Consider the following 17687-nt stretch of genomic DNA (forward strand, 5'->3'; position numbering starts at 1 on the left):
CAAATATTGAACCCGCACACTGCGAAACTTTGTTCAGTTTTCAAAGTACCAACTTATTGCTTGCCTTTCGGCGACGCAACGTTTTATATCTTACTCGCTTGTTAAGAATTTGTCAACAAGTTTTTTGATTTGTTTTTTCGTGCCTCCGTGAGAGCTTCGTGTCTCGCGCGGCAACAAATATTAGTATACTCATGATCTTGCGTTCGTCAAATTTGCGATTTCATTCGGATCAGTGAGTATACGCCAGGAAGCGTTGTGTTCGCGAGTGCCTGGGGCAGACCTGGATTTGTTAAACTTTCTCCCATAGTCTGGTGCTTTTTCTGTAAAATAGTTCGGAAAAAAGGTTAAAAAGCGGATTAAAAAACGGCAAATTTTTTACAAAAAAATCCGGCAAGATCAAAAAATGCCGCTTTTCGGCCAAGAGCTGGCCTAGAATTTTGCGGCGGGCTTGGTTACAATAAGGGCAGTTTAACCGCTTACAGAAATAGACAGAAAGCAAGGGAAGCAACATGAGCGACAAGTATTTGGCAATTGACATTGGCGGCACCAACCTGAAGTACGGCCTGCTTGACCGGACGGGCCAGCTGCTGGAGCATGACAAGGAGGCAACGCCAAGCAGCAATTTGGATGACTTTTGGCAGGCGGTGCGGGCCATCATTGCCAAGTACCAAGGGCAGATCCGCGGCGTGGCCTTCGCCGCGCCAGGCAAGATCGACCTCAAGACCTGCACGGTCCACTTTGGTGGGGCCCTGCCATTTTTGGATGGGTTGAACGTTGCCGGCCGCGTTCATGAAGACTTCCCGAACCTGGCCGTGGCAATTGAAAACGACGGCAAGGCCGCGGCTTTGGCTGAATACTGGATGGGCAACCTGGCTGGCAAAAAGAACTGTGCGGCCCTGATCCTGGGCACCGGCGTTGGCGGCGGGATCATTTTAAACGGGCAATTGCTCCACGGCACCCACTTTCAAGCCGGCGAGCTCAGCTTCATGCTGGCCGCGCGCGATCAGCCAACCATGAATGGGGTGGTCTGCTCCGCAGTCGGCATGATCCGCCAGGTCAATGAAGCCTGCGGGGCGGAAGACCTGACCGACGGGCTGGCCGCTTTTGCCAAGATCAACGCCGGCAACGCCCAAGCCACGGAAATTTTCGACCGCTACTGCAGCGACCTCGCTAAGATGGTGCTGAACATCCAGTCGGTCGTTGACCTGTCAGACTACGTCTTCGGCGGCGGGATCAGTGCCCAGCCGGCCCTGCTGCCCAGCATCCAGCGCCAATACGACCAATTGGTAAAGAGCAGCCCCATCATCGAAAAGACCCTGACCAAGCCGCGCTTTGCCCTGGCCAAGTTTGGCAATGACGCCAACCTTTACGGGGCCGTGTACAATCTGCTGCTCGCCACTAAATGACAAAAAGCAGCCAGCTCACGCGAGCTGGCTGCCTTTCTTTTATCTTTTTATTTTTCTTCTGTCTGCTCCATTAGACATTCAGTTGCAAGATCAAGTACATCCCCAGGCTGAGGAGTCCCGCCCCCACCAGGAGGCCGGTCCAAGAGACGACCTTCAGCAGCTTGCCACCTTTTCGTTTCTTCAAAGCCTTGTCGCTCGAGGCCAAAATCAGGCCGATAACCGACACGACGACCAAAGCTATCGCAATCAATGCCATTTCCCACTCTCCATAGTTAACACTTTTGCTCTAGCTCTAGTATACGCTTTTCATCTTGTATTAGTTATCTATACGCTGACTTTTATTTATTTTTCTATATCCAACTTATTCAATATCTATATTTAATTCTGTTTTCCCTCTGGCTCTTCGTTGCTGGTCTGAGTCCATTCCCCCGTTTTGGCTATTTTACTTGCCTGTCTGGTACAGATCCTTGACCACTGAATTCGGAATTACGAACTTCAGGCTGCCCATGGACATTGGCGCAACAACCCCTTGGTCAAAAGCAATCACCAGCTGGTCCTGCTGGTTGAAGTAGAACTGCTGCTTGTCCTTGATCCGGCTGAAGCCGTCCGGATCGCCGTCAGCCTTGATGAAGTAGGACTTGTTCTTGTCCTTCTTCATGGCTGCCCGCATCTGGGAAATGATGTTCTCGCTGATTGCCTGTTGCCAGTGGCTGCCTGCCTTAAACAAATCTTCCAGCTCGACCCGCTTGCCGGTCTGCTTGCTCAAGACGTAGTACTTGTTCACCTCAGCTGAATCAGCCTGAATTTCCGCAGCCGTCAGGCGCACCGTGTACCACTTCTTCGTGTTGGCCACCACGCTGGTCTTGACCGTAACTGACTTGTAGCCCTTGGACTTTAAGGACTGCTTGAACTGGCTCACCAGTTTGTCCGTTTCCGCCGTAATCTCCCGGTTGATGCTCTTGGCGGCCTTGTTGGCCTGCTTTTGGGCTTGGTCGTTTTCCGTCCCCGTCACCTCCACATGCGAGGCGGAAATCTTGGCTTCCTGCTTCTTCCCGTGATAGGAATAGTCGCGGAAGGTCACCAGCTTGAAGTAGGCTCCAATCCCTGGAATCTTCGCCATTGCCCGCGCCACTTGCGGCGAACTGTTTGGCAGCGCCACGCTGAGCATGGCCAGGGCGGCCAAGGCACCGATTACGCTGACGAAATTGCGCCGGAAGCCCGGCTTCTTGTAAAGCGGCAGCGGCTTGGCTGGGAGCTTTTTGCCTCTTTGCTCCTGGGCCTCAGCGATAAATTCCGGCTTGATTCCGCTCATTGCGTCCATTAAGTCTTGCTTGTTCATGGTCTGTTTCCTCAACTTTTATAAATACTTTTTCTTTTTCAACTCTGTTCCCAGTTTCTGCCGCATCCGGTAAAGGGCCGTCTTGATGCTGGACTCCGTAGCACCATTGGCGGCCGCGATATCCGCGATCGCGTCCATGTAAAAATACCGGCGAACGAAGATAATCCGCTTGTCCTTTGGCAATTGGGCCAAAAAGTCATTGATCGTGGCCGTGAGCTCGCTGGCCTCAATTTTGACCTCAGCCTGCGGGTCAGCCATGTCCTCCAGCTCATCCAAGGCCAGGGCGTACTTGGCCCCCGCCCGCTTTTGCCGGCCAGCGGCCCGCAGCATGTTGATCGCCCCGTTTCTGGTGATCTTGCCCAAGTAGGCCAGGAGGCTGCGGGGCTTTTGCGGCGGGATCGTATCCCAGGCCTTGAGCCAGGTGTCGTTGACGCACTCCTTGACGTCTTCGGCATCCCCCAGGATATTGCGGGCAATCGCGGCGCAATAAGCGCCGTATTCCGCCTCGCTCTTTGCCAGGGCCCGCTCGTCTCTGGCAAAGAACAAGCTGATTATCTCCGTCTCTTGCATGTCAATCCATCCTTTTCATGATTTAGAGGCTTTTTTCGTCCTCTACCAATATAGACAACATTTTTTCGGAAAGGTTACGCTTTTTGCGAAAAATTTTCAAAGGGCACAAAAAAAGAGGACCTAAGTCCTCTTCTTTGATATTTGCATCGTTGGCAAATTAGTGCCACTTGACTTCTGGAGTGATCTTCTTCATGCCGTGCATGTAAGGTACCAAAGCGTCTGGAACGGTAATCGTGCCGTCTTCGTTTTGGTAGTTTTCCAAGATAGCGGCAACCGTCCGCCCAACAGCCAGACCTGACCCGTTCAAAGTGTGGGTCAGCTTGACCTTGCCGTCTTCGTCGCGGTAGCGGATTTGCGCGCGGCGGGCTTGGAAGTCGGTACAGTTGGAGCATGATGAGATTTCACGGTAAGTGTCTTGGTATGGCAGCCAGACTTCCAGGTCGTAGGTCTTGGCTGAAGTGAAGGAAGCGTCGCCAGTTGACAAGGCAACGACGCGGTATGGCAGACCCAGCTTTTGCAGCAGGTGTTCAGCGTTGTGGGTCAGCTTTTCCAATTCCTTCCATGATTCTTCTGGCTTAACGACCTTGACCATTTCAACCTTGCGGAATTCGTGCATTCTGATCAAGCCCCGGGTGTCACGGCCAGCTGAGCCGGCTTCTGATCTGAAGGCTGGTGACAAGGCAGTCACGTTGATTGGCAATTGCTTGCCGTCAATGATGTCGCCTCTGAAGTAGTTGACCAATGGCACTTCAGCGGTTGGGATCAAGGTCAGGTTCCGTGGCACTTCTGGGTCGTCGTTTTCAACGATGGTGTAGACGTCTTCAGTAAACTTCGGGAATTGGCCAGTCCCTTGCATTGAGTCGTTGTTGACCAAAGTTGGCGGAATCACTTCCGTGTAGCCTTCGGCAGTGTTCTCATCCAGGAAGTAGTTGTAAACGGCCCGTTCAAGCAGGGCGCCGGCCCCCTTGTAGTAGACGAAGCGGGCAGCTGAGACCTTAGCGGCAGCATCCCAGTCCAAGATGTTCAAATCTGCCCCCAAGTCCCAGTGTGCCTTTGGCGCGAAGTCAAACTTTCTTGGCTCGCCCCAGCGGCGAACTTCTTCGTTGTAGCTGTCATCAGGACCGATTGGGTCTGAGTCAGCTGGGAAGTTTGGCAGGCGCAGCATGATGTATTCTTGCTTTTTAGCCAGGTCTTCGATTTCCGCGTCAAGCTGCTTGATCTTAGCCCCGACTTCACGCATGCTGGCGATTGCCTCGCTGGCGTCTTCCTTGTTGCGCTTGGCTTCAGCGATCTTCTTTGAGACATTGTTTCTTTCTGCCTTCAAGTTTTCACTTTGCACCATCGCGTCACGGCGCTTGGCGTCGATAGCAACGACTTCGTCCAATTCTTCTGGCTTAATGCCACGCGTAGCCAGCTTTTTCTTTGCCCAGTCAAGATTTTCTCTGATGACCTTAATATCCAGCATTTAATAACCTCCGATAAATAAAAAAAGCCGACTCGTCCCTTGCTTGGGACGAATCGGCGCACGGTTCGCGGTACCACCCAGTTTCAGCCCGCGCCAGGCGCGGACCGCACTTTGACCGGCGATAACGGTGCCGCGGCCGTGCAACTATTAATTGCCCACACTAAATGAAATCTGGAAGCGACCGTCATCCGCTCTCAGCCTGCGCGGACTCTCTGTCAGTGGTCTTAGGATTTCGTGTTTGTCTATATTCTATGCCATTGCGTTGCTTTTAGCAAATAATACTTGGCGGAAAAATTAAAAAAAGGTGGTATTTTCCGGTAGTCGACTTCATATTTTTCAGTGAAGCCAAATTTCCGCAATAATTTCTGCGGCTTGAGGTTGCCGTCGTAGCAGCCCGCCCAAACTTCCTGCAAGTGCAGGTCGGCAAAGGCAAAGCGCAGAATCAGGTCCAGGCTCTCCGTCATGTAGCCCTGCCCTTCTGCTTTCTCATCCAGCAGAAAGCCTACTTCCATGGAGACCAGATCTCTTTGGTAGAGCTCAATCAAGCCAATTGGCCGGTCGCTGCCGTTCTTGCAGATGGCATAGGAATAAGGCCGGCACTGGTACTGGCGCACGGCCTGCTTGGCCTGGCCCAGGTTCTGGTACTGGGCAAAGCCAGCCAGGTCGTGGTAGCGGGAATTTTGCCCCCATTCCAAAAGCTTGGCCGCGTCGCTGTCTTTAAAGGGGCGCAGGTACACCCTTTCTCCTTGCATCATCATTTGCCCACCAGCTTCAGCAGCCAGCGCGAGCCGTAGACCAGGCCCAGGCTGTAGGCCGCGATGGTCCAGGGCTTGCACAGGACGATAATCCAAAAGTAAGTCCAAGGCTTCATCTCCGTCAAGCCCGCCAAAAGGCACAAGAGGTCATCCGGCGCGACCGGGGCCAGGATGGCAATCGCGAAGAACCAGTTGAACTGCTTTTGGTTCTTGGTCCACTTGGCGTACTTGTCCAGGCTCTCTTGGCTCACGATATGGAGGATAAAAGCCTTCCCGTAGTAGCGGGCCAGAAAGAAGTTGATCAAGGAGCCGATGACGATCCCGATGTAGTTGTAGATGAAGCCGGGAATCGCGCCGAAGAAGACCACCCCGCCCAAAAGGGAGATGCCGCCGGGGATGATCGGGACCACGACCTGGATGATCTGGATCAAAATGAAGACGACCGGACCCACGACTTTCTTATCGGCCAGGTAGGCCTCCATCTTGGCCTCGCTGGAAAAAATGCCCAGCTTGTACCAGTAGATGCACAGGATCACGATGATGATTGAGGAGACCACGGTCAAAATATTGATCAATTTCCGGGTCTGTTGGTTTGACAGGCGCATAGGCATCCCCCTTCTGCTTGCTTTTGGCTATTCAATGATAATATAGCACACTGATGCCCGTTTTTCTTAAAAGGAATTTTAGCAGAAACTTACTATCCACGGGCTTTTTAGCCAATTCTTAACCAAATCTTCCTTTTTGCCGCAAGGAAAAATAACCACATTCAGGGCCGTGCTTTTATGAAATTTAGTATATAATAATTTACAGAAAAATAAGTTCAAGGAAAGGATCGATAACAATGGTAGTCACTAGAAAAAACGTGCTTTATGACTCGCAAAAGGGCCTGAAAACAGACATCTACTATCCCAACGATACCAGCTCCCAGACCAAGATCTTGATCTTCTGGCACGGAGGCGGCTGGTTCCGCGGCAGCAAGGACAGCGTCCGTGACGTGGGGATCGACCTGGCCAATGCCGGCTTCATGACTTTCGTGCCTGACTACAGCCTGGCGCCGGCCAGCCACTTCCCAGCCGCTCATGACGACGCGGTTCACTTCGTCCAGTGGCTCCTTGAATCAGAATACACGGATGAAGACGACCAGCAGCACATCGCCCAGATCGGGTCCAGCGTTGGCGGGACGATGGCCTTGAAATTGGCAGGCCTGTACGGCTTTCCGACCATCACTTGGTCAGCCCCGCTTGACTACTCCAGTTGGATGGCCAAGCACCCGGACGTCACCCCATCCTTCCATGCCAAGGAAGAATTGGGCTTGACCAAGCCCCAGGCGATCAATGATGCTTTTTACAAGTACTTTGTCCTGACCTATGCCGGCACGCAGGATCCAGCCGTCTTGGAAAAAATGGACGCTGCCAGCTATGACTATGACGCCTTAGGCAAGCTGCTCATGTTCAATTCAGTGGCGGAATTGACCAGCTTGGACAGCGTTTATGAGTTCAGCGAATTCCTGGCTGGCGCGGGCCACCAGGTCGACTTGGCCATCCTGCCGGGACACGGCCACGCCATGGACTATGGGCGCGACTACTTGAAGGAAAGCATCATCTACCTCAGCCGGGCGATCGACCTTTAAGGCAGCCCCAAATATCAGCAAGCGTCAAACCAAAATACCAGCGAAGAATCAAAGAGAATCTGCCAATATGATCAACATCGAAAAATTCATCAAGACCCGCAAAAGCCTGGGTCTTTCCCAAACCGACCTTTGCCACGGCGTCTGCACCCAGTCAACCTTAAGCAAGTTTGAAAACAACGGCCAGGTGCCTTCATTTAAAATCCTCAAGCAGCTCTGCGACCGGATGAACATCTCCATTGCCGACATCATGATGACCAGCAAGGAAAGCGCCATGGCCCAAAAGATGTTCGACGCCGACTTCTGCTTCATCACCTACGACTACGAGCAGATCCGCAAGCTGCTCAAGCAGGTCAACCCCAAGAAGCTGGCCGACCGCCAAGATGAGCTCCACTACAACTACCTGGCCGGGCAGCTGGCCTTGGACGGCGACCACGACGACGTGTCCGCCCTCTACTACTTCAATGCCATTTTGACCACGCCCAACCTTAAGGCCAACAACATTTACCGCCTGCTAGCCCTGAAGGGCTGCAGCCAGGTCTACGCCAGCCAGAATGACCTGGACAAGGCCTCCTACTACTTTGACCAGATCCTGCCCCAGATCAAGAAAGTCGAGATCAAGGACAGCCTGACCCAATTGCAGGTCATGTCGGTTTTGACGGCCGCTGGCGAATTCTATGGGAATATCAAGCAGTACAGTCACGCTGACGACCTCCTGAACTACGCCTACCAAGTTGCCTCCGGCCACCACGCCGTCTACTTCGTGGCCCGCGTCCTGCTGCAGCTGGCCGTCAACGACCTGGCCCAGGGGCGGCCCAAGCAGCTGGCCAGGCAGCACGCCAGCGACGCCATGGCTTTTGCCCGCTTGAACCATAATGAGGTCGTCCTGGAAAAAGGACGCGAGCTCCTGGACCAGCTGCAAGCCGGATAATAAGCATATAATCTGGGAAACTCTAACGAATAAAAAAGGCTTCTAGAAGTGATAAAACTTCTGGAAGCCTTTTTCGCTTGTCCTAAGTCAATGTCTTAACTTAATGACACTGAGTTTTTCTTGCTTAAATAATCCCGTAGCCAGTCATCGGCTTGGCTGGGTTGGCGTTGAAGTCATAAGTCTTCAGGATTTCCAGCTCCGTATTGCCATCGTAGAAGGCCGTAGCCCCTTGGGCCAGCATCAGGTTCATGACCCGCTTCTTTTCCGGCTCTTCCGTAAACGGCAAGAGCATGACCGGCTTGTGCTGGGCGCGCATAAAGCCAATTTCAAAGGCGCAGCCGTCGTCGATCAAGTCCATGTCGTACAAGAAGACGCCGCAGTTGGCCATCTGGATGCCGGCCAGATCGTTTTGGTAGGTCTGGCTTTGCCAGAGCAGGCTCCGCTCGTCCCCCAGCTTGACCTGCGGACTTTCGGCCGGATCCACGACCTGCTGGTCAAATGGGAAGTGCACGTGCTCCACGGTTGGGTTCTGGGCCAGGTATTCTCTGGCCTGCTTGGCGCGTTCTCTTTGCACTTCGTTTAAAAATGAGCAGCCCAAGTAGATCCGGGCGATTGCTGCTTGTGACATATTGCTTGTTCCCCCTAAAAATTAGTGTACGCTCAAATAGTCGAGTATCGTGTAGACCGCCTGCCGGTTTTCCGGCGGCACGGCTTGGCGCATGATCTGCTCTGGCGTCTGCCGCAAGTCATTGCCTTCCTTGGCATAGGCCCCGTCGTTGATGGCGATCTCGCGCACATTGTCCGTCAGGGTCTCCAAGTGAAACTGGAGACCGACCACGTTCCCCATGACCAGGAAGCCCTGGTTGGCGACCAAGTCGCTGGAGTAGAGCAGACTGCTGCCGGCTGGCAGCTCAAACATGTCCTGGTGCCAGTGAAGAGCCAGCAATTTCTCCGGCAAGCCTGGCAAAGCGTCGCTTTGCCGGTAGACGTTGGCCCAGCCGACCTCCTTATGAGGAGCCGCGTGAACGCTGGCCCCCAAGGCGACCGCAATCTGCTGGGCCCCCAGGCAGACGCCCAGGATCGGCACGTGGCTGCCCATGCAGTCCCTGATCAGCTCGCGCTCAGCTTCCAGCCAGGCATAGCCATCATTCGGGCTCATTGGTCCGCCCAAAACAACCAGCATGTCGGTTTCATCCACCTTAGGCAAGATGCCGAAGTCGCTTGGGTGGTAGACGTAAACCGCGTGTCCGCGTTCATCTGCCCATTCCTTGACGGCGCCAGGCCCTTCATTTGACGCATGCTGCAAAATATTGATCCGCATATTCGTTGGTCCTTTCCAGTTTTTTCAAATAATTTTAGCATGATTTTTAATCATTTTCGAAAATTATCGGAAAAATCTGCCAAAAATGGCCTTGGCGCGCAAGGGCCATTTAGTTAGACCAAATGGTCGAAAGCGGATTATAATCTAAATGTAGCGATTTGTGAATTTTAATTGCAGCTTATCCACAAAGTGAAAGGAAGCAACAGACTATGTCCAAGTACCAATCAGTCAACCCCTATACCAATGAGGTCTTCGCGACCTATGAAAATGCCACGGCCGACCAGATCAGCGATTCAATCAACCTGGCCCACGCCCTTTACAAGAAGTGGCGCCACGAGGAGCCAAGCGTCAGAGCCCGGCAGCTGGCCAAGATCGCGGAAATGCTCGGCGAGAAGAGGGCGGAAATGGCCAAGCTCATGACCCTGGAAATGGGCAAGAAGATCAGCGAATCCGAAGAAGAGGTCGACATCTGCATCGGCATCTTGAACTATTACGCTGACAAGGGCCCGGACCTGCTTAAGCCGGAAGAGTACCCGAATCCTTTTGGCCACGCCTACTGCCTCAAGCAGGCAACCGGGGTAATCGTTGCCTGTGAGCCGTGGAACTTCCCGCTTTATCAGGTAATCCGCGTCTTCGCGCCCAACTACCTGGTCGGCAACCCGATCATCCTGAAGCACGCCCACAACGTGCCTTCAAGCGCCAACCTGATCGCCAAACTGGTCAAGCGCAGCGGGGCTCCGGAAGGCTGCCTGCTGAACCTGTTTTTGTCATATGAGCAATTGGACCAGATCATTGCTGACCCAAGAATCGCGGGCGTGGCCCTGACCGGCTCAGAACGCGGCGGGGTCTCCGTGGCCGAAAATGCCGGCAAGCACTTGAAGAAGTCCACCATGGAACTGGGCGGCAATGACGCCTTCATCGTCTTGGATGACGCTGATCCAGCCGTCTTGAAGAAGGCCTTGAGCGACGCCAGAACCTACAACAACGGCCAGGTCTGCACCTCCTCCAAGCGGATGATCGTCGTGGAGTCCCGCTACCAGGAAGTGCTGGACGACATGAAGGAGATCTATGAAGGCTTGAAGTGGGGCGACCCGCTGGACCGGACCACCACCCTGCCGCCTTTGAACTCAGAAGGCACCAAGCAAAAACTGGCCAAGGCAGTCAAAGACGCCGTCGCTGGCGGGGCCAAGGTCTACTACCAGTACCCGGAGATCGACTCTCAGGGGGCCTTCTTCAGCCCGGTAATTTTAACGGACATCGCCAAGGACAACTCGATTTTTGACCAAGAGCTCTTTGGCCCGGTCTGCGAGGTCTTCAAGGTCAAGGATGAAGACGAAGCCGTTGCCTTAGCCAACGACTCCAGCTACGGCTTGGGCTCATCCGTCATCTCCAGCGACGTGGCCCACGCGCAAGCCGTCGCGGCCAGAATCGAAACCGGGATGACCGTGATCAACGGCCGCTGGATCACTGACGCAGCCCTGCCCTTCGGCGGGGTCAAGAAGTCAGGCTACGGGCGTGAATTAAGCCCGCTGGGCCTCTATGCCTTCGTCAACGAGCACCTCGTGGTCGACTTCAGCCAGCAGAACCAACAGTAATTGCCAGTTAAATTTATCCACTAAAAAAGCCGGACTTGAAATTCAAGTCCGGCTTTTCCTGTGCACAAAATGTTGATAATTTGCTTATTCTTCGGGTTCTTGGTCCTTCTTTTCTGCTTGCTCCTGCTTTTTAGCCCGCTGCTTTTGGGCCAGAGGCTCAAACATGCTGTAGCCTGTCAGGCCAGTCGTGAGCAGGGAGTCAAAGATCAGCAGCCAAGCGGAGGCATTCAAGGCAACCGCGTAGCTGTGCAGGCCGCTGAAGACCGAGTAGATGAACTGGGTATTGACCACCCGCCCGGCTGGCAGGTGGTAGGTCACGTAGATGACCAGGACCGTTTCCAGCAAGGACAGGAAGAAGGCCTTGACCCGGCTGCCCTTGGTATTTTGGACGATGGCCAGCAAGGTAAAGATTGGCAGGATGATCCAAGCGGCCAGGACCGCGTAGATGATTGCCGCCGGCACGTATTGCCCGCTCTGCATCAGGGCATTCCCCGTCTCAAAAAAGACGCTGGCAATGGTCATGCGGCTGCCGCTGCCGGCCGTGAAGCCGTAGCCGGCAAACAGCAAGATCAAGGCAATGGCCGCCGTCATCACCGCGGCGATCTGGACCCAGCCAAAGTCGTGCTTGCGGGCCTTTTTGGCCGGCTTGAGCTTAGTCTTGTGCTGCTCAACCTTAACGTGAACCTTGGGATGCTTGCTGGCAAAATGCTGCTTCTTCTCTTCCAGCTCGCTTTCCCGGTCGTCAAAGGAATCAAAGACCTTGCTGGTAGTCTGCTTGAATTCATCAGTCAGGTTCTTGTCGGCCTCGTATTGGCTGACTTCCTTGTTCCGGCAGACCCACCAGAGGGCGATCATGGAAACGGCAAAAGCCGTCCAGCCGATCTCCCGGCTGAAGCTCATGATGACCAGCAAGGCTACGCCAACGCAGAAGGCAATGGTCGTGTTCTCCCGCATCCACTGGAACATGCGCTCGGCCGTCGCGTTGACCGCGCTCTTGGACTTTTCCGCCCGTTCTTGGGACTGGTAGGACCGCCGGGTCAGTTCCCTTTTGGGAGGCTCAGTTGGCTCGGCCGGCTCAGCCGGCTTTGCCTCCTCGTCGTCCAGCCAGGATGACTGCGGCGCCGCTTGCTTTGTTTCTTGCGTCTCTTGCAGCGAATCATTGCTTGCTGCTTCTGGTTCTTCGCCAGTAAAGTAGTCGCGCCGGTACTTGGCCAGGTTGAAGCCGCAAGTGCGGCAGTAGGCGTCTTGGTCAGTCACTGGCTGGCTGCAGTTCGGACACTTGTTCATGCGAATCCCTTCTTCCCGTTCTCTTCAGGTATCCTTATATTATATCATAGCCATTTTTTACCAAAAAACATAATAAAAGAGGACCCACGGTCAGGTGAGTCCTCTTTGCGCTGTTAACGCAGTTTTTCAATTTAATTGTTCTTGCCGAACTTGAAGCTGTGCTTGCCAGCTCTTCTCTTGAACAAAGTGAACCCTTCGTAGGTCAGCTTAGTTGAAGCAGACAAGTTGATTGGCATCAGGAAGACCAGAATCAGCAGGCCGATGATGACGCCGATCGCAACTTCGATCAAGGTTGGCACGCCTGATGGAATCAAAGCGGCGAAGGTACCACCCAAGATGATGGCAGCGGAGATGACAACCGTACCGATGACGGTACATGCTTCCAAGATCCGCTCGCTAGGCAAGCGCGATGCATCCCCATCGCGGTAGCGCATCATCACGAAGATGCTGTAGTCAACGCCCAGGGCAATCAGCATGATGAAGGTGAAGAATGGAACATTCCAAGCCATCATGTCTCTGTGCATGATTGAGGTAACGAACCAGCGGGTGATTGACAGTGAGCAGAAGTATGCCAGAACCAAAGTCCCCAAAATGTAGACTGGCTGCAGCAGACTGTGCGTTACGAAGATCAAAGCGATGCCGATCCCGACCAGCATGATCGCAACCGTTCTCGCGAAGTCCTGGCTAGCCGTGTTCTTGGTGTCTTCAATGATTGAGCTTTGACCGCCCATGGCCACCTTGGCCTTGCCCAGGTCGGTCCCCTTCAGGGACTTGCGGGCCATGGCACTCAGTTCTTGTGAGTGCTCAGCGGCACTTTCAGAACTTGGGTTGCTGTCCAGGATGATGATGATCATCGCGCTCTTCTTGTCTGGGCTGAGCAGGACGCTCATGGACTTCTTGAAGTCCTTGTTGTGCTTCAAAACGTAGCTTGGGACATAGAAGGTGTCTGAAGCTGGTGAAGTTCTCAAGTCATTCAGGTATGAGCCAGCTGAAACCAGCCCGTTGTTGACAGTAGTCAAGCCGTTGGTGATCTGCGGCGTCTTGTCAGCCAGTTCGCCGGCACCATCCGCCAATTGCTGAGTCCCGTTGTCGAGCTTTTCAGCACCGGCAGACAGTTGGCTGGCACCGGAAGCGCCTTGGCTCAAGCCGTTCTTCAATTGACCCGCACCGCTTTGCAGCTGGCCGGCACCATTAGCCAGACGGCCGGCGCCATTAGCCAGTTGGCCAGCACCGCTGAGACCAGCGTTAAGACCGCTGGCCAGAGCATTGGCCCCGCTTTGCAGGGTACCAGCGCCGGAGTTCAGTTGACCGGCACCGGAGTTGACCTTGTCAGCACCGCTGGCGACAGCAATCGCCCCGCTGTTGACCTTGTTGGCGCCGCTGACCAGAGTGCCCGTGCCAGTGTAAAGACTGGCGGCACCGTTGTTCAGCTTGCCAGCGCCAGAGTAGAGGCTGGCGGCACCGGAGTTGACCTTGCCGGCACCAGCGTAAAGGCTGGCAGCACCAGTGTTCAATTGACCGGCACCAGCGTAAAGCTTGGCGGCACCAGCGTTCAATTGGCCAGCGCCATCATAGAGGCTGGCCACGCCAGTGTTGGCTTGGCCCGCGCCAGCGTAAAGGCTGGCGGCACCGGAGTCGACCCTGCTGATCCCGTCATACAGGGAAGCAGCACCGGAGTTCAGCTTGTTTGCGCCTTGTGACAGGGCCAAGGCCCCAGCCATCCCCTTGCTCAAGCCGCTGTAAAGTGAATTTGAGCCGGTGTAGAGCTTGTGGGCGCCAGTAGCCAGCGCGTCAACCGCCGACTGCATCTCGCCGATCTTGCCCAAGCCAGACTTCAAGCTGGCAATTCCGCTGGCGGCTTGCGTGTTCAAAGTGCTTGAGCCGTTAGCCAGCTGGGCAACGGCTGCCTGCAGCTGTTGAACTTCAGTACTCAAGTCAGCCGTTGAAGCTGAAGAAGTACTGCTGCCCAGACTCCCGGCGGCACTTTGAATGCCTGAAGCGGCACCCTTCATGCTGTTGGCTGCACCACCAGCAGTGCTTAAGCCGCTGCTTGCGGTACCCAAGCCAGACTTAGTAGAAGACAGGCCAGAGTTCAGAGCTTCGAGTTCCTTTTGCAGTTCTGCCTTCACAGTTGGGTCTGAAACCTTGCTGATTGAGCCTGCCAGACTGCCGGCTGCTGAGCCGGCAGCACCTAAGCCGCCGCCAGCACTCTTCAAGCCAGCCTCAACATCAGTCAAGCCCTTTTGCAGAGAGCCAACTTGCCCTTGCAGGCTTTGCAAGCCGCTGACCAGGTTGGAGATCTTGGAAGTGTCGATGTTTGGCACTTGAATCTGGCTGACCTTGCCATTCAGCTGCTGCAAGCCGTTGTTCAGTTCAGTCAAGCCCTGGGACAGCTGATCAAGCTGATCAGCGTTCAATGAGCTGGCGTTTTCTGACAGCTGGCTCTTCAGCTGGTCAAGGCCGGCTACCAAAGTGTTCATGTTGGCCGTCAGGTCCTTGGCGCCGCTAGTCAAGGTCTGGGTGCCAGTGTACAGGCTGCTTGCGCCAGTTGCCAAAGAGTCAGTCCCATCCTTCAGGCTGGAGCTGCCAGTTACCAGCTGGGCAGTGCCGTTTCTCAAGGTGCCAGCACCAGTGTAAAGACTGCCAATGCCAGTCTTCAAAGTGCCAGCGCCAGTGTACAGGCTGCTGATGCCGTTCTTCAAAGTACCGGCGCCAGTGTAAGCCGTGCTGATGCCGTTCTTCAAAGTGCCGGCACCAGTGTAGAGGCTGGCGGTACCATTCTTCAAAGTGCCAGCGCCAGCGTACAGGCTGGCAGTACCGCTCTTCAAAGTGCCGGCACCGTTCTTCAGGGTTTGGGCCCCGGTTGCCAAAGAACCGGTCCCGCTAGCCAAAGTCTTGGACCCGCTGGCTAAGGATTGCGTCCCATTGGCCAAAGTCTGGGTCCCGTTCTTCAAAGTGCCAGCGCCGTTAGCCAGTTGGCCGGCCCCATTGGCCAGCTTCTTGGTCCCGCTGTACAGGGTGTTGGCCCCAACGGCCAGGGTCTGTGACCCGTTGTAAAGGCTGCCGGCCCCGTCGTAAAGGGCAATTGAGCCGTTGTACAGCTTAACCGTCCCGACGTACAGGTCCTTGGCCCCGTCGCTCAAGGTGCCAGTCCCTTCGTGCAGGGCATCAGCCCCGCTGGACAGCTTCTTGGCCCCGTTAGTGACCTTTTCGCTGCCCTTGGTCAGCTTGGTGACCCCGTTTTCCAGCTTCTTGGTCCCGTCGGTGACCGTCTTCAGCTGCTTCTTCACGTAGAGCAGCTTGATCTTTTGGTTGTATGGCTCAGTAACTGAGATGACTTTGTCGACCCCTTCTGACTTGCGCAGCTTGCGGGTCAATTCGTCAATCAGCTTCAAGTCCTTTTCATTGTCGAGCTTGTGCTTGCTTTCAATGTACAGGTATGATGGCATCGCCATCCCCTTTGAAAAGTGCTTCTCGACGATGTTCAGCCCCTTCTTTGAAGGAACTGAGTCAGCTACTTCCGCTGAGTTGTCGTAGTTCAGCACGTTTGAGTAAGTCAAAAATGCCGGCGCGACGACAACGGCTACTGCGGCCAGGAAGGTGACCGGCCGCTTCAAGGTCTGGGCAGAAATCCCGTGCCATAACTTGCTTGGGTTTTCCGCGTCAAACTTCTTGCTTGGCCAGAACATGTTCCGGCCCAAAGTCATCATAAAGAATGGGTTCAAGGTCAGCAAAACGATCAGCAGGACCAAGACGCCCACGGCCACGCCAGAGGCTGACCGGTAAACGGAGAACTTAGCCAAGCCCAAGGCACTAAAGCCGATCAAGATGGAGGAGCCAGAGTAAAGGATAGTCCGCCCGGCCTTCTTGATGGAGTCCTTGGTAGCCGCGGCCACATCCATGCCGCCACCTAAGTCCTCTTTAAAGTGGTTATAGAGCAGGATGTTGTAGTCGGTCCCGATCCCGAACAAGACGATGACCATGAAGACCTGCGTAAAGTTTGAGAATGGGAAGTTGGCCCGGTTGACCAAGTTGGTGACGATTGAGAAGGCAACCATGAAGGAAACCCCAACCGTCAGCAGGGAGACCAATGGGACGACTGGTGATCTGAAGACCAGCACCAGAACGATGAAAATGAACACGACCGTGATCAATTCCGTCTTCTTGATCCCTTCCTGAATCGAACTGGTAAAGTCATTGCTAAGGACGTCGGCACCGGTGACATAAGTGTCCACGCCGCTAGTCTTAGTGGCTTTATTGATCTCATCATAGATCTGAGAGATGGTCCCATGCTTCTTAGTGATGTTCATCTGCATTACCCAAGTCGTGCCGTCCTTGGACTTCAGCATCTTCTTGGTCGCGATGTTCTGTTGCGGGGCCAGGTAGTCCTTGATCCCGTACTTCTTCTTGTTGCTGGTGACACGATCGATCGACGCTTGGATGTTGTCCTTGTCGGTCTCGGTCAATTTGCCAGTCTTCTTATTGAAAACTACAGCAACCTCATAGGTATTCTTCTTCTTGCTGCCCCAGTTGTTTTGAATCAGCTTGGCCGCTTCGCTTTCCACGCTGCTTGGCAAAGTGATGTCACTGTGTGCCCGCGTCAAGGCGTCAACGTTTGGCAAAGCGAACAAAGAAATTCCCAGAATGAGGATCCAGGCGATCAGGGCGCCTAGATGATTCTTGAATAGCTTCTTCAACTTACTTTTCCTTTCTAGTTGCTAACACTGGTCTGTAATTGACTTTCCGTGCTTGGATTGACAAGTCGCAAAATCATGTCGTGATAGTTCCGGTCTGCTTCTTCTGGCGTCTCCGCGTCCTTGGACATCCGGTCCAGAAAGACGTAGCCCAGTACCGCGCCCACCAAGGCGTGCTGAGAAGCAATGTGCTCCGTTCTCAGGTGCAGCTTGTCACCTAGTTCCAATATGCTCATAACCTCCTGCACGATGGCTGAATCATCAGGAAATTCATTCAGATGATACAGGAGCACCGACAGGGCCTGGTCATGCCGCAGCCAGTCGCGGACGATGTCCGCGAACTTGAGCAGGGCATCCTGACCGGACAGGCCGATCAGCTGGTCAACCAGGGCTTGGTAGAGCAGACGGATTCTGCTAGCCGCGACTAAAGAAAGCAGCTGAGCCCGGTTCTTCACGTAGTAATAAAGCGATTGGCTTCGCACCCCAAGGGCCTTGGCCAGATTTGGCATCGTGGTTTCAGGCAGTCCCTGGTTTTCAATCAACTCAGTCGCCGCTGCGATCACCTTGTCTAAATCCAAAGTTCTCTTTTGAGTCATAATTGCTACCACTTTTTCCTTTCAACTACCAAATTATATAACTACGCAATGAAGATTACAATCTACAATTTGTAGATTGTTCTTGAAAATTTTGCAATTCT

The 17687-nt window shown here is 54.1% G+C and carries 15 protein-coding genes; 4 read left to right on the forward strand and 11 right to left on the reverse strand.

Going from position 1 to position 17687, the window contains the following annotated elements:
- Positions 1-509 precede the first annotated feature (509 nt).
- Entirely contained in the window at positions 510-1406 is an 897-nt protein-coding gene (locus tag OCH80_RS04605; protein WP_404538292.1) for an ROK family protein, read from the forward strand.
- 70 nt (positions 1407-1476) lie between these two features.
- Here the strand turns inward: OCH80_RS04605 and OCH80_RS04610 are convergent, their stop codons facing one another.
- The 6 genes from OCH80_RS04610 to OCH80_RS04635 form a co-directional block, all read right to left on the reverse strand.
- Positions 1477-1662, reverse strand: a complete 186-nt coding sequence (locus OCH80_RS04610; RefSeq protein WP_404538295.1) for a hypothetical protein — start codon at positions 1660-1662, stop codon at positions 1477-1479.
- 186 nt (positions 1663-1848) lie between these two features.
- On the reverse strand, positions 1849-2745 hold the full coding sequence (locus OCH80_RS04615; protein WP_404538298.1) for an RsiV family protein: 897 nt from the start codon (positions 2743-2745) through the stop codon (positions 1849-1851).
- 18 nt (positions 2746-2763) lie between these two features.
- Positions 2764-3315, reverse strand: a complete 552-nt coding sequence (locus tag OCH80_RS04620; protein ID WP_404538301.1) for an RNA polymerase sigma factor — start codon at positions 3313-3315, stop codon at positions 2764-2766.
- Between the two features lie 157 nt (positions 3316-3472).
- Positions 3473-4780 carry a serine--tRNA ligase gene (gene serS, locus OCH80_RS04625; protein ID WP_404538304.1) on the reverse strand — a complete coding sequence of 436 codons (1308 nt, stop codon included), beginning with the start codon at positions 4778-4780 and terminating at the stop codon, positions 3473-3475.
- A 242-nt stretch (positions 4781-5022) separates the two neighbouring features.
- A complete protein-coding gene (locus OCH80_RS04630; RefSeq protein WP_404538463.1) occupies positions 5023-5535 on the reverse strand; it encodes a GNAT family N-acetyltransferase in 513 nt (170 codons plus the stop codon).
- Positions 5535-6140, reverse strand: a complete 606-nt coding sequence (locus OCH80_RS04635) for a TVP38/TMEM64 family protein (RefSeq protein ID WP_404538307.1) — start codon at positions 6138-6140, stop codon at positions 5535-5537. The genes OCH80_RS04630 and OCH80_RS04635 overlap by 1 nt, the downstream gene beginning before the upstream one ends.
- 236 nt (positions 6141-6376) lie before the next feature.
- Between OCH80_RS04635 and OCH80_RS04640 the strand changes: the two genes are divergently transcribed.
- Together OCH80_RS04640 and OCH80_RS04645 are read left to right on the forward strand one after the other, a co-directional pair.
- A complete protein-coding gene (locus OCH80_RS04640; RefSeq protein WP_404538310.1) occupies positions 6377-7165 on the forward strand; it encodes an alpha/beta hydrolase in 789 nt (262 codons plus the stop codon).
- A gap of 67 nt (positions 7166-7232) precedes the next feature.
- Positions 7233-8093 carry a helix-turn-helix domain-containing protein gene (locus OCH80_RS04645; protein WP_404538313.1) on the forward strand — a complete coding sequence of 287 codons (861 nt, stop codon included), beginning with the start codon at positions 7233-7235 and terminating at the stop codon, positions 8091-8093.
- Positions 8094-8217: 124 nt separating this feature from the next.
- Here OCH80_RS04645 and OCH80_RS04650 read toward each other — a convergent pair whose 3' ends face one another.
- Both OCH80_RS04650 and OCH80_RS04655 read right to left on the reverse strand, forming a co-directional pair.
- Positions 8218-8721: a nucleoside 2-deoxyribosyltransferase gene (locus tag OCH80_RS04650; RefSeq protein WP_206988576.1), complete on the reverse strand. Its 504-nt coding sequence runs from the start codon at positions 8719-8721 to the stop codon at positions 8218-8220.
- Between the two features lie 21 nt (positions 8722-8742).
- On the reverse strand, positions 8743-9414 hold the full coding sequence (locus OCH80_RS04655) for a type 1 glutamine amidotransferase (RefSeq protein WP_404538317.1): 672 nt from the start codon (positions 9412-9414) through the stop codon (positions 8743-8745).
- A 209-nt stretch (positions 9415-9623) separates the two neighbouring features.
- Between OCH80_RS04655 and OCH80_RS04660 the strand changes: the two genes are divergently transcribed.
- Positions 9624-11009, forward strand: a complete 1386-nt coding sequence (locus OCH80_RS04660; protein WP_404538320.1) for an NAD-dependent succinate-semialdehyde dehydrogenase — start codon at positions 9624-9626, stop codon at positions 11007-11009.
- An 84-nt stretch (positions 11010-11093) separates the two neighbouring features.
- On the opposite strand, the gene OCH80_RS04665 is transcribed toward OCH80_RS04660, so the two are convergent.
- The 3 genes from OCH80_RS04665 to OCH80_RS04675 form a co-directional block, all read right to left on the reverse strand.
- Positions 11094-12296 carry a zinc ribbon domain-containing protein gene (locus OCH80_RS04665; RefSeq protein WP_404538322.1) on the reverse strand — a complete coding sequence of 401 codons (1203 nt, stop codon included), beginning with the start codon at positions 12294-12296 and terminating at the stop codon, positions 11094-11096.
- Between the two features lie 131 nt (positions 12297-12427).
- A complete protein-coding gene (locus OCH80_RS04670; protein ID WP_404538325.1) occupies positions 12428-16993 on the reverse strand; it encodes an MMPL family transporter in 4566 nt (1521 codons plus the stop codon).
- A gap of 14 nt (positions 16994-17007) precedes the next feature.
- Entirely contained in the window at positions 17008-17586 is a 579-nt protein-coding gene (locus tag OCH80_RS04675; protein WP_404538328.1) for a TetR/AcrR family transcriptional regulator, read from the reverse strand.
- Positions 17587-17687 lie beyond the last annotated feature (101 nt).

Source organism: Lactobacillus sp. 23-2 (assembly GCF_044902225.1).
Lineage (GTDB): Bacteria > Bacillota > Bacilli > Lactobacillales > Lactobacillaceae > Lactobacillus > Lactobacillus absianus.

What these genes read in the sequence shown, in the direction of transcription:
- OCH80_RS04605 (WP_404538292.1), top strand. Translation starts at nt 510, where the DNA reads ATGAGCGACAAGTATTTGGCAATTGACATTGGCGGCACCAACCTGAAG.
- OCH80_RS04610 (WP_404538295.1), bottom strand. Translation starts at nt 1,662, where the DNA reads ATGGCATTGATTGCGATAGCTTTGGTCGTCGTGTCGGTTATCGGCCTG.
- OCH80_RS04615 (WP_404538298.1), bottom strand. Translation starts at nt 2,745, where the DNA reads ATGAACAAGCAAGACTTAATGGACGCAATGAGCGGAATCAAGCCGGAA.
- OCH80_RS04620 (WP_404538301.1), bottom strand. Translation starts at nt 3,315, where the DNA reads ATGCAAGAGACGGAGATAATCAGCTTGTTCTTTGCCAGAGACGAGCGG.
- serS (WP_404538304.1), bottom strand. Translation starts at nt 4,780, where the DNA reads ATGCTGGATATTAAGGTCATCAGAGAAAATCTTGACTGGGCAAAGAAA.
- OCH80_RS04630 (WP_404538463.1), bottom strand. Translation starts at nt 5,535, where the DNA reads ATGATGCAAGGAGAAAGGGTGTACCTGCGCCCCTTTAAAGACAGCGAC.
- OCH80_RS04635 (WP_404538307.1), bottom strand. Translation starts at nt 6,140, where the DNA reads ATGCGCCTGTCAAACCAACAGACCCGGAAATTGATCAATATTTTGACC.
- OCH80_RS04640 (WP_404538310.1), top strand. Translation starts at nt 6,377, where the DNA reads ATGGTAGTCACTAGAAAAAACGTGCTTTATGACTCGCAAAAGGGCCTG.
- OCH80_RS04645 (WP_404538313.1), top strand. Translation starts at nt 7,233, where the DNA reads ATGATCAACATCGAAAAATTCATCAAGACCCGCAAAAGCCTGGGTCTT.
- OCH80_RS04650 (WP_206988576.1), bottom strand. Translation starts at nt 8,721, where the DNA reads ATGTCACAAGCAGCAATCGCCCGGATCTACTTGGGCTGCTCATTTTTA.
- OCH80_RS04655 (WP_404538317.1), bottom strand. Translation starts at nt 9,414, where the DNA reads ATGCGGATCAATATTTTGCAGCATGCGTCAAATGAAGGGCCTGGCGCC.
- OCH80_RS04660 (WP_404538320.1), top strand. Translation starts at nt 9,624, where the DNA reads ATGTCCAAGTACCAATCAGTCAACCCCTATACCAATGAGGTCTTCGCG.
- OCH80_RS04665 (WP_404538322.1), bottom strand. Translation starts at nt 12,296, where the DNA reads ATGAACAAGTGTCCGAACTGCAGCCAGCCAGTGACTGACCAAGACGCC.
- OCH80_RS04675 (WP_404538328.1), bottom strand. Translation starts at nt 17,586, where the DNA reads ATGACTCAAAAGAGAACTTTGGATTTAGACAAGGTGATCGCAGCGGCG.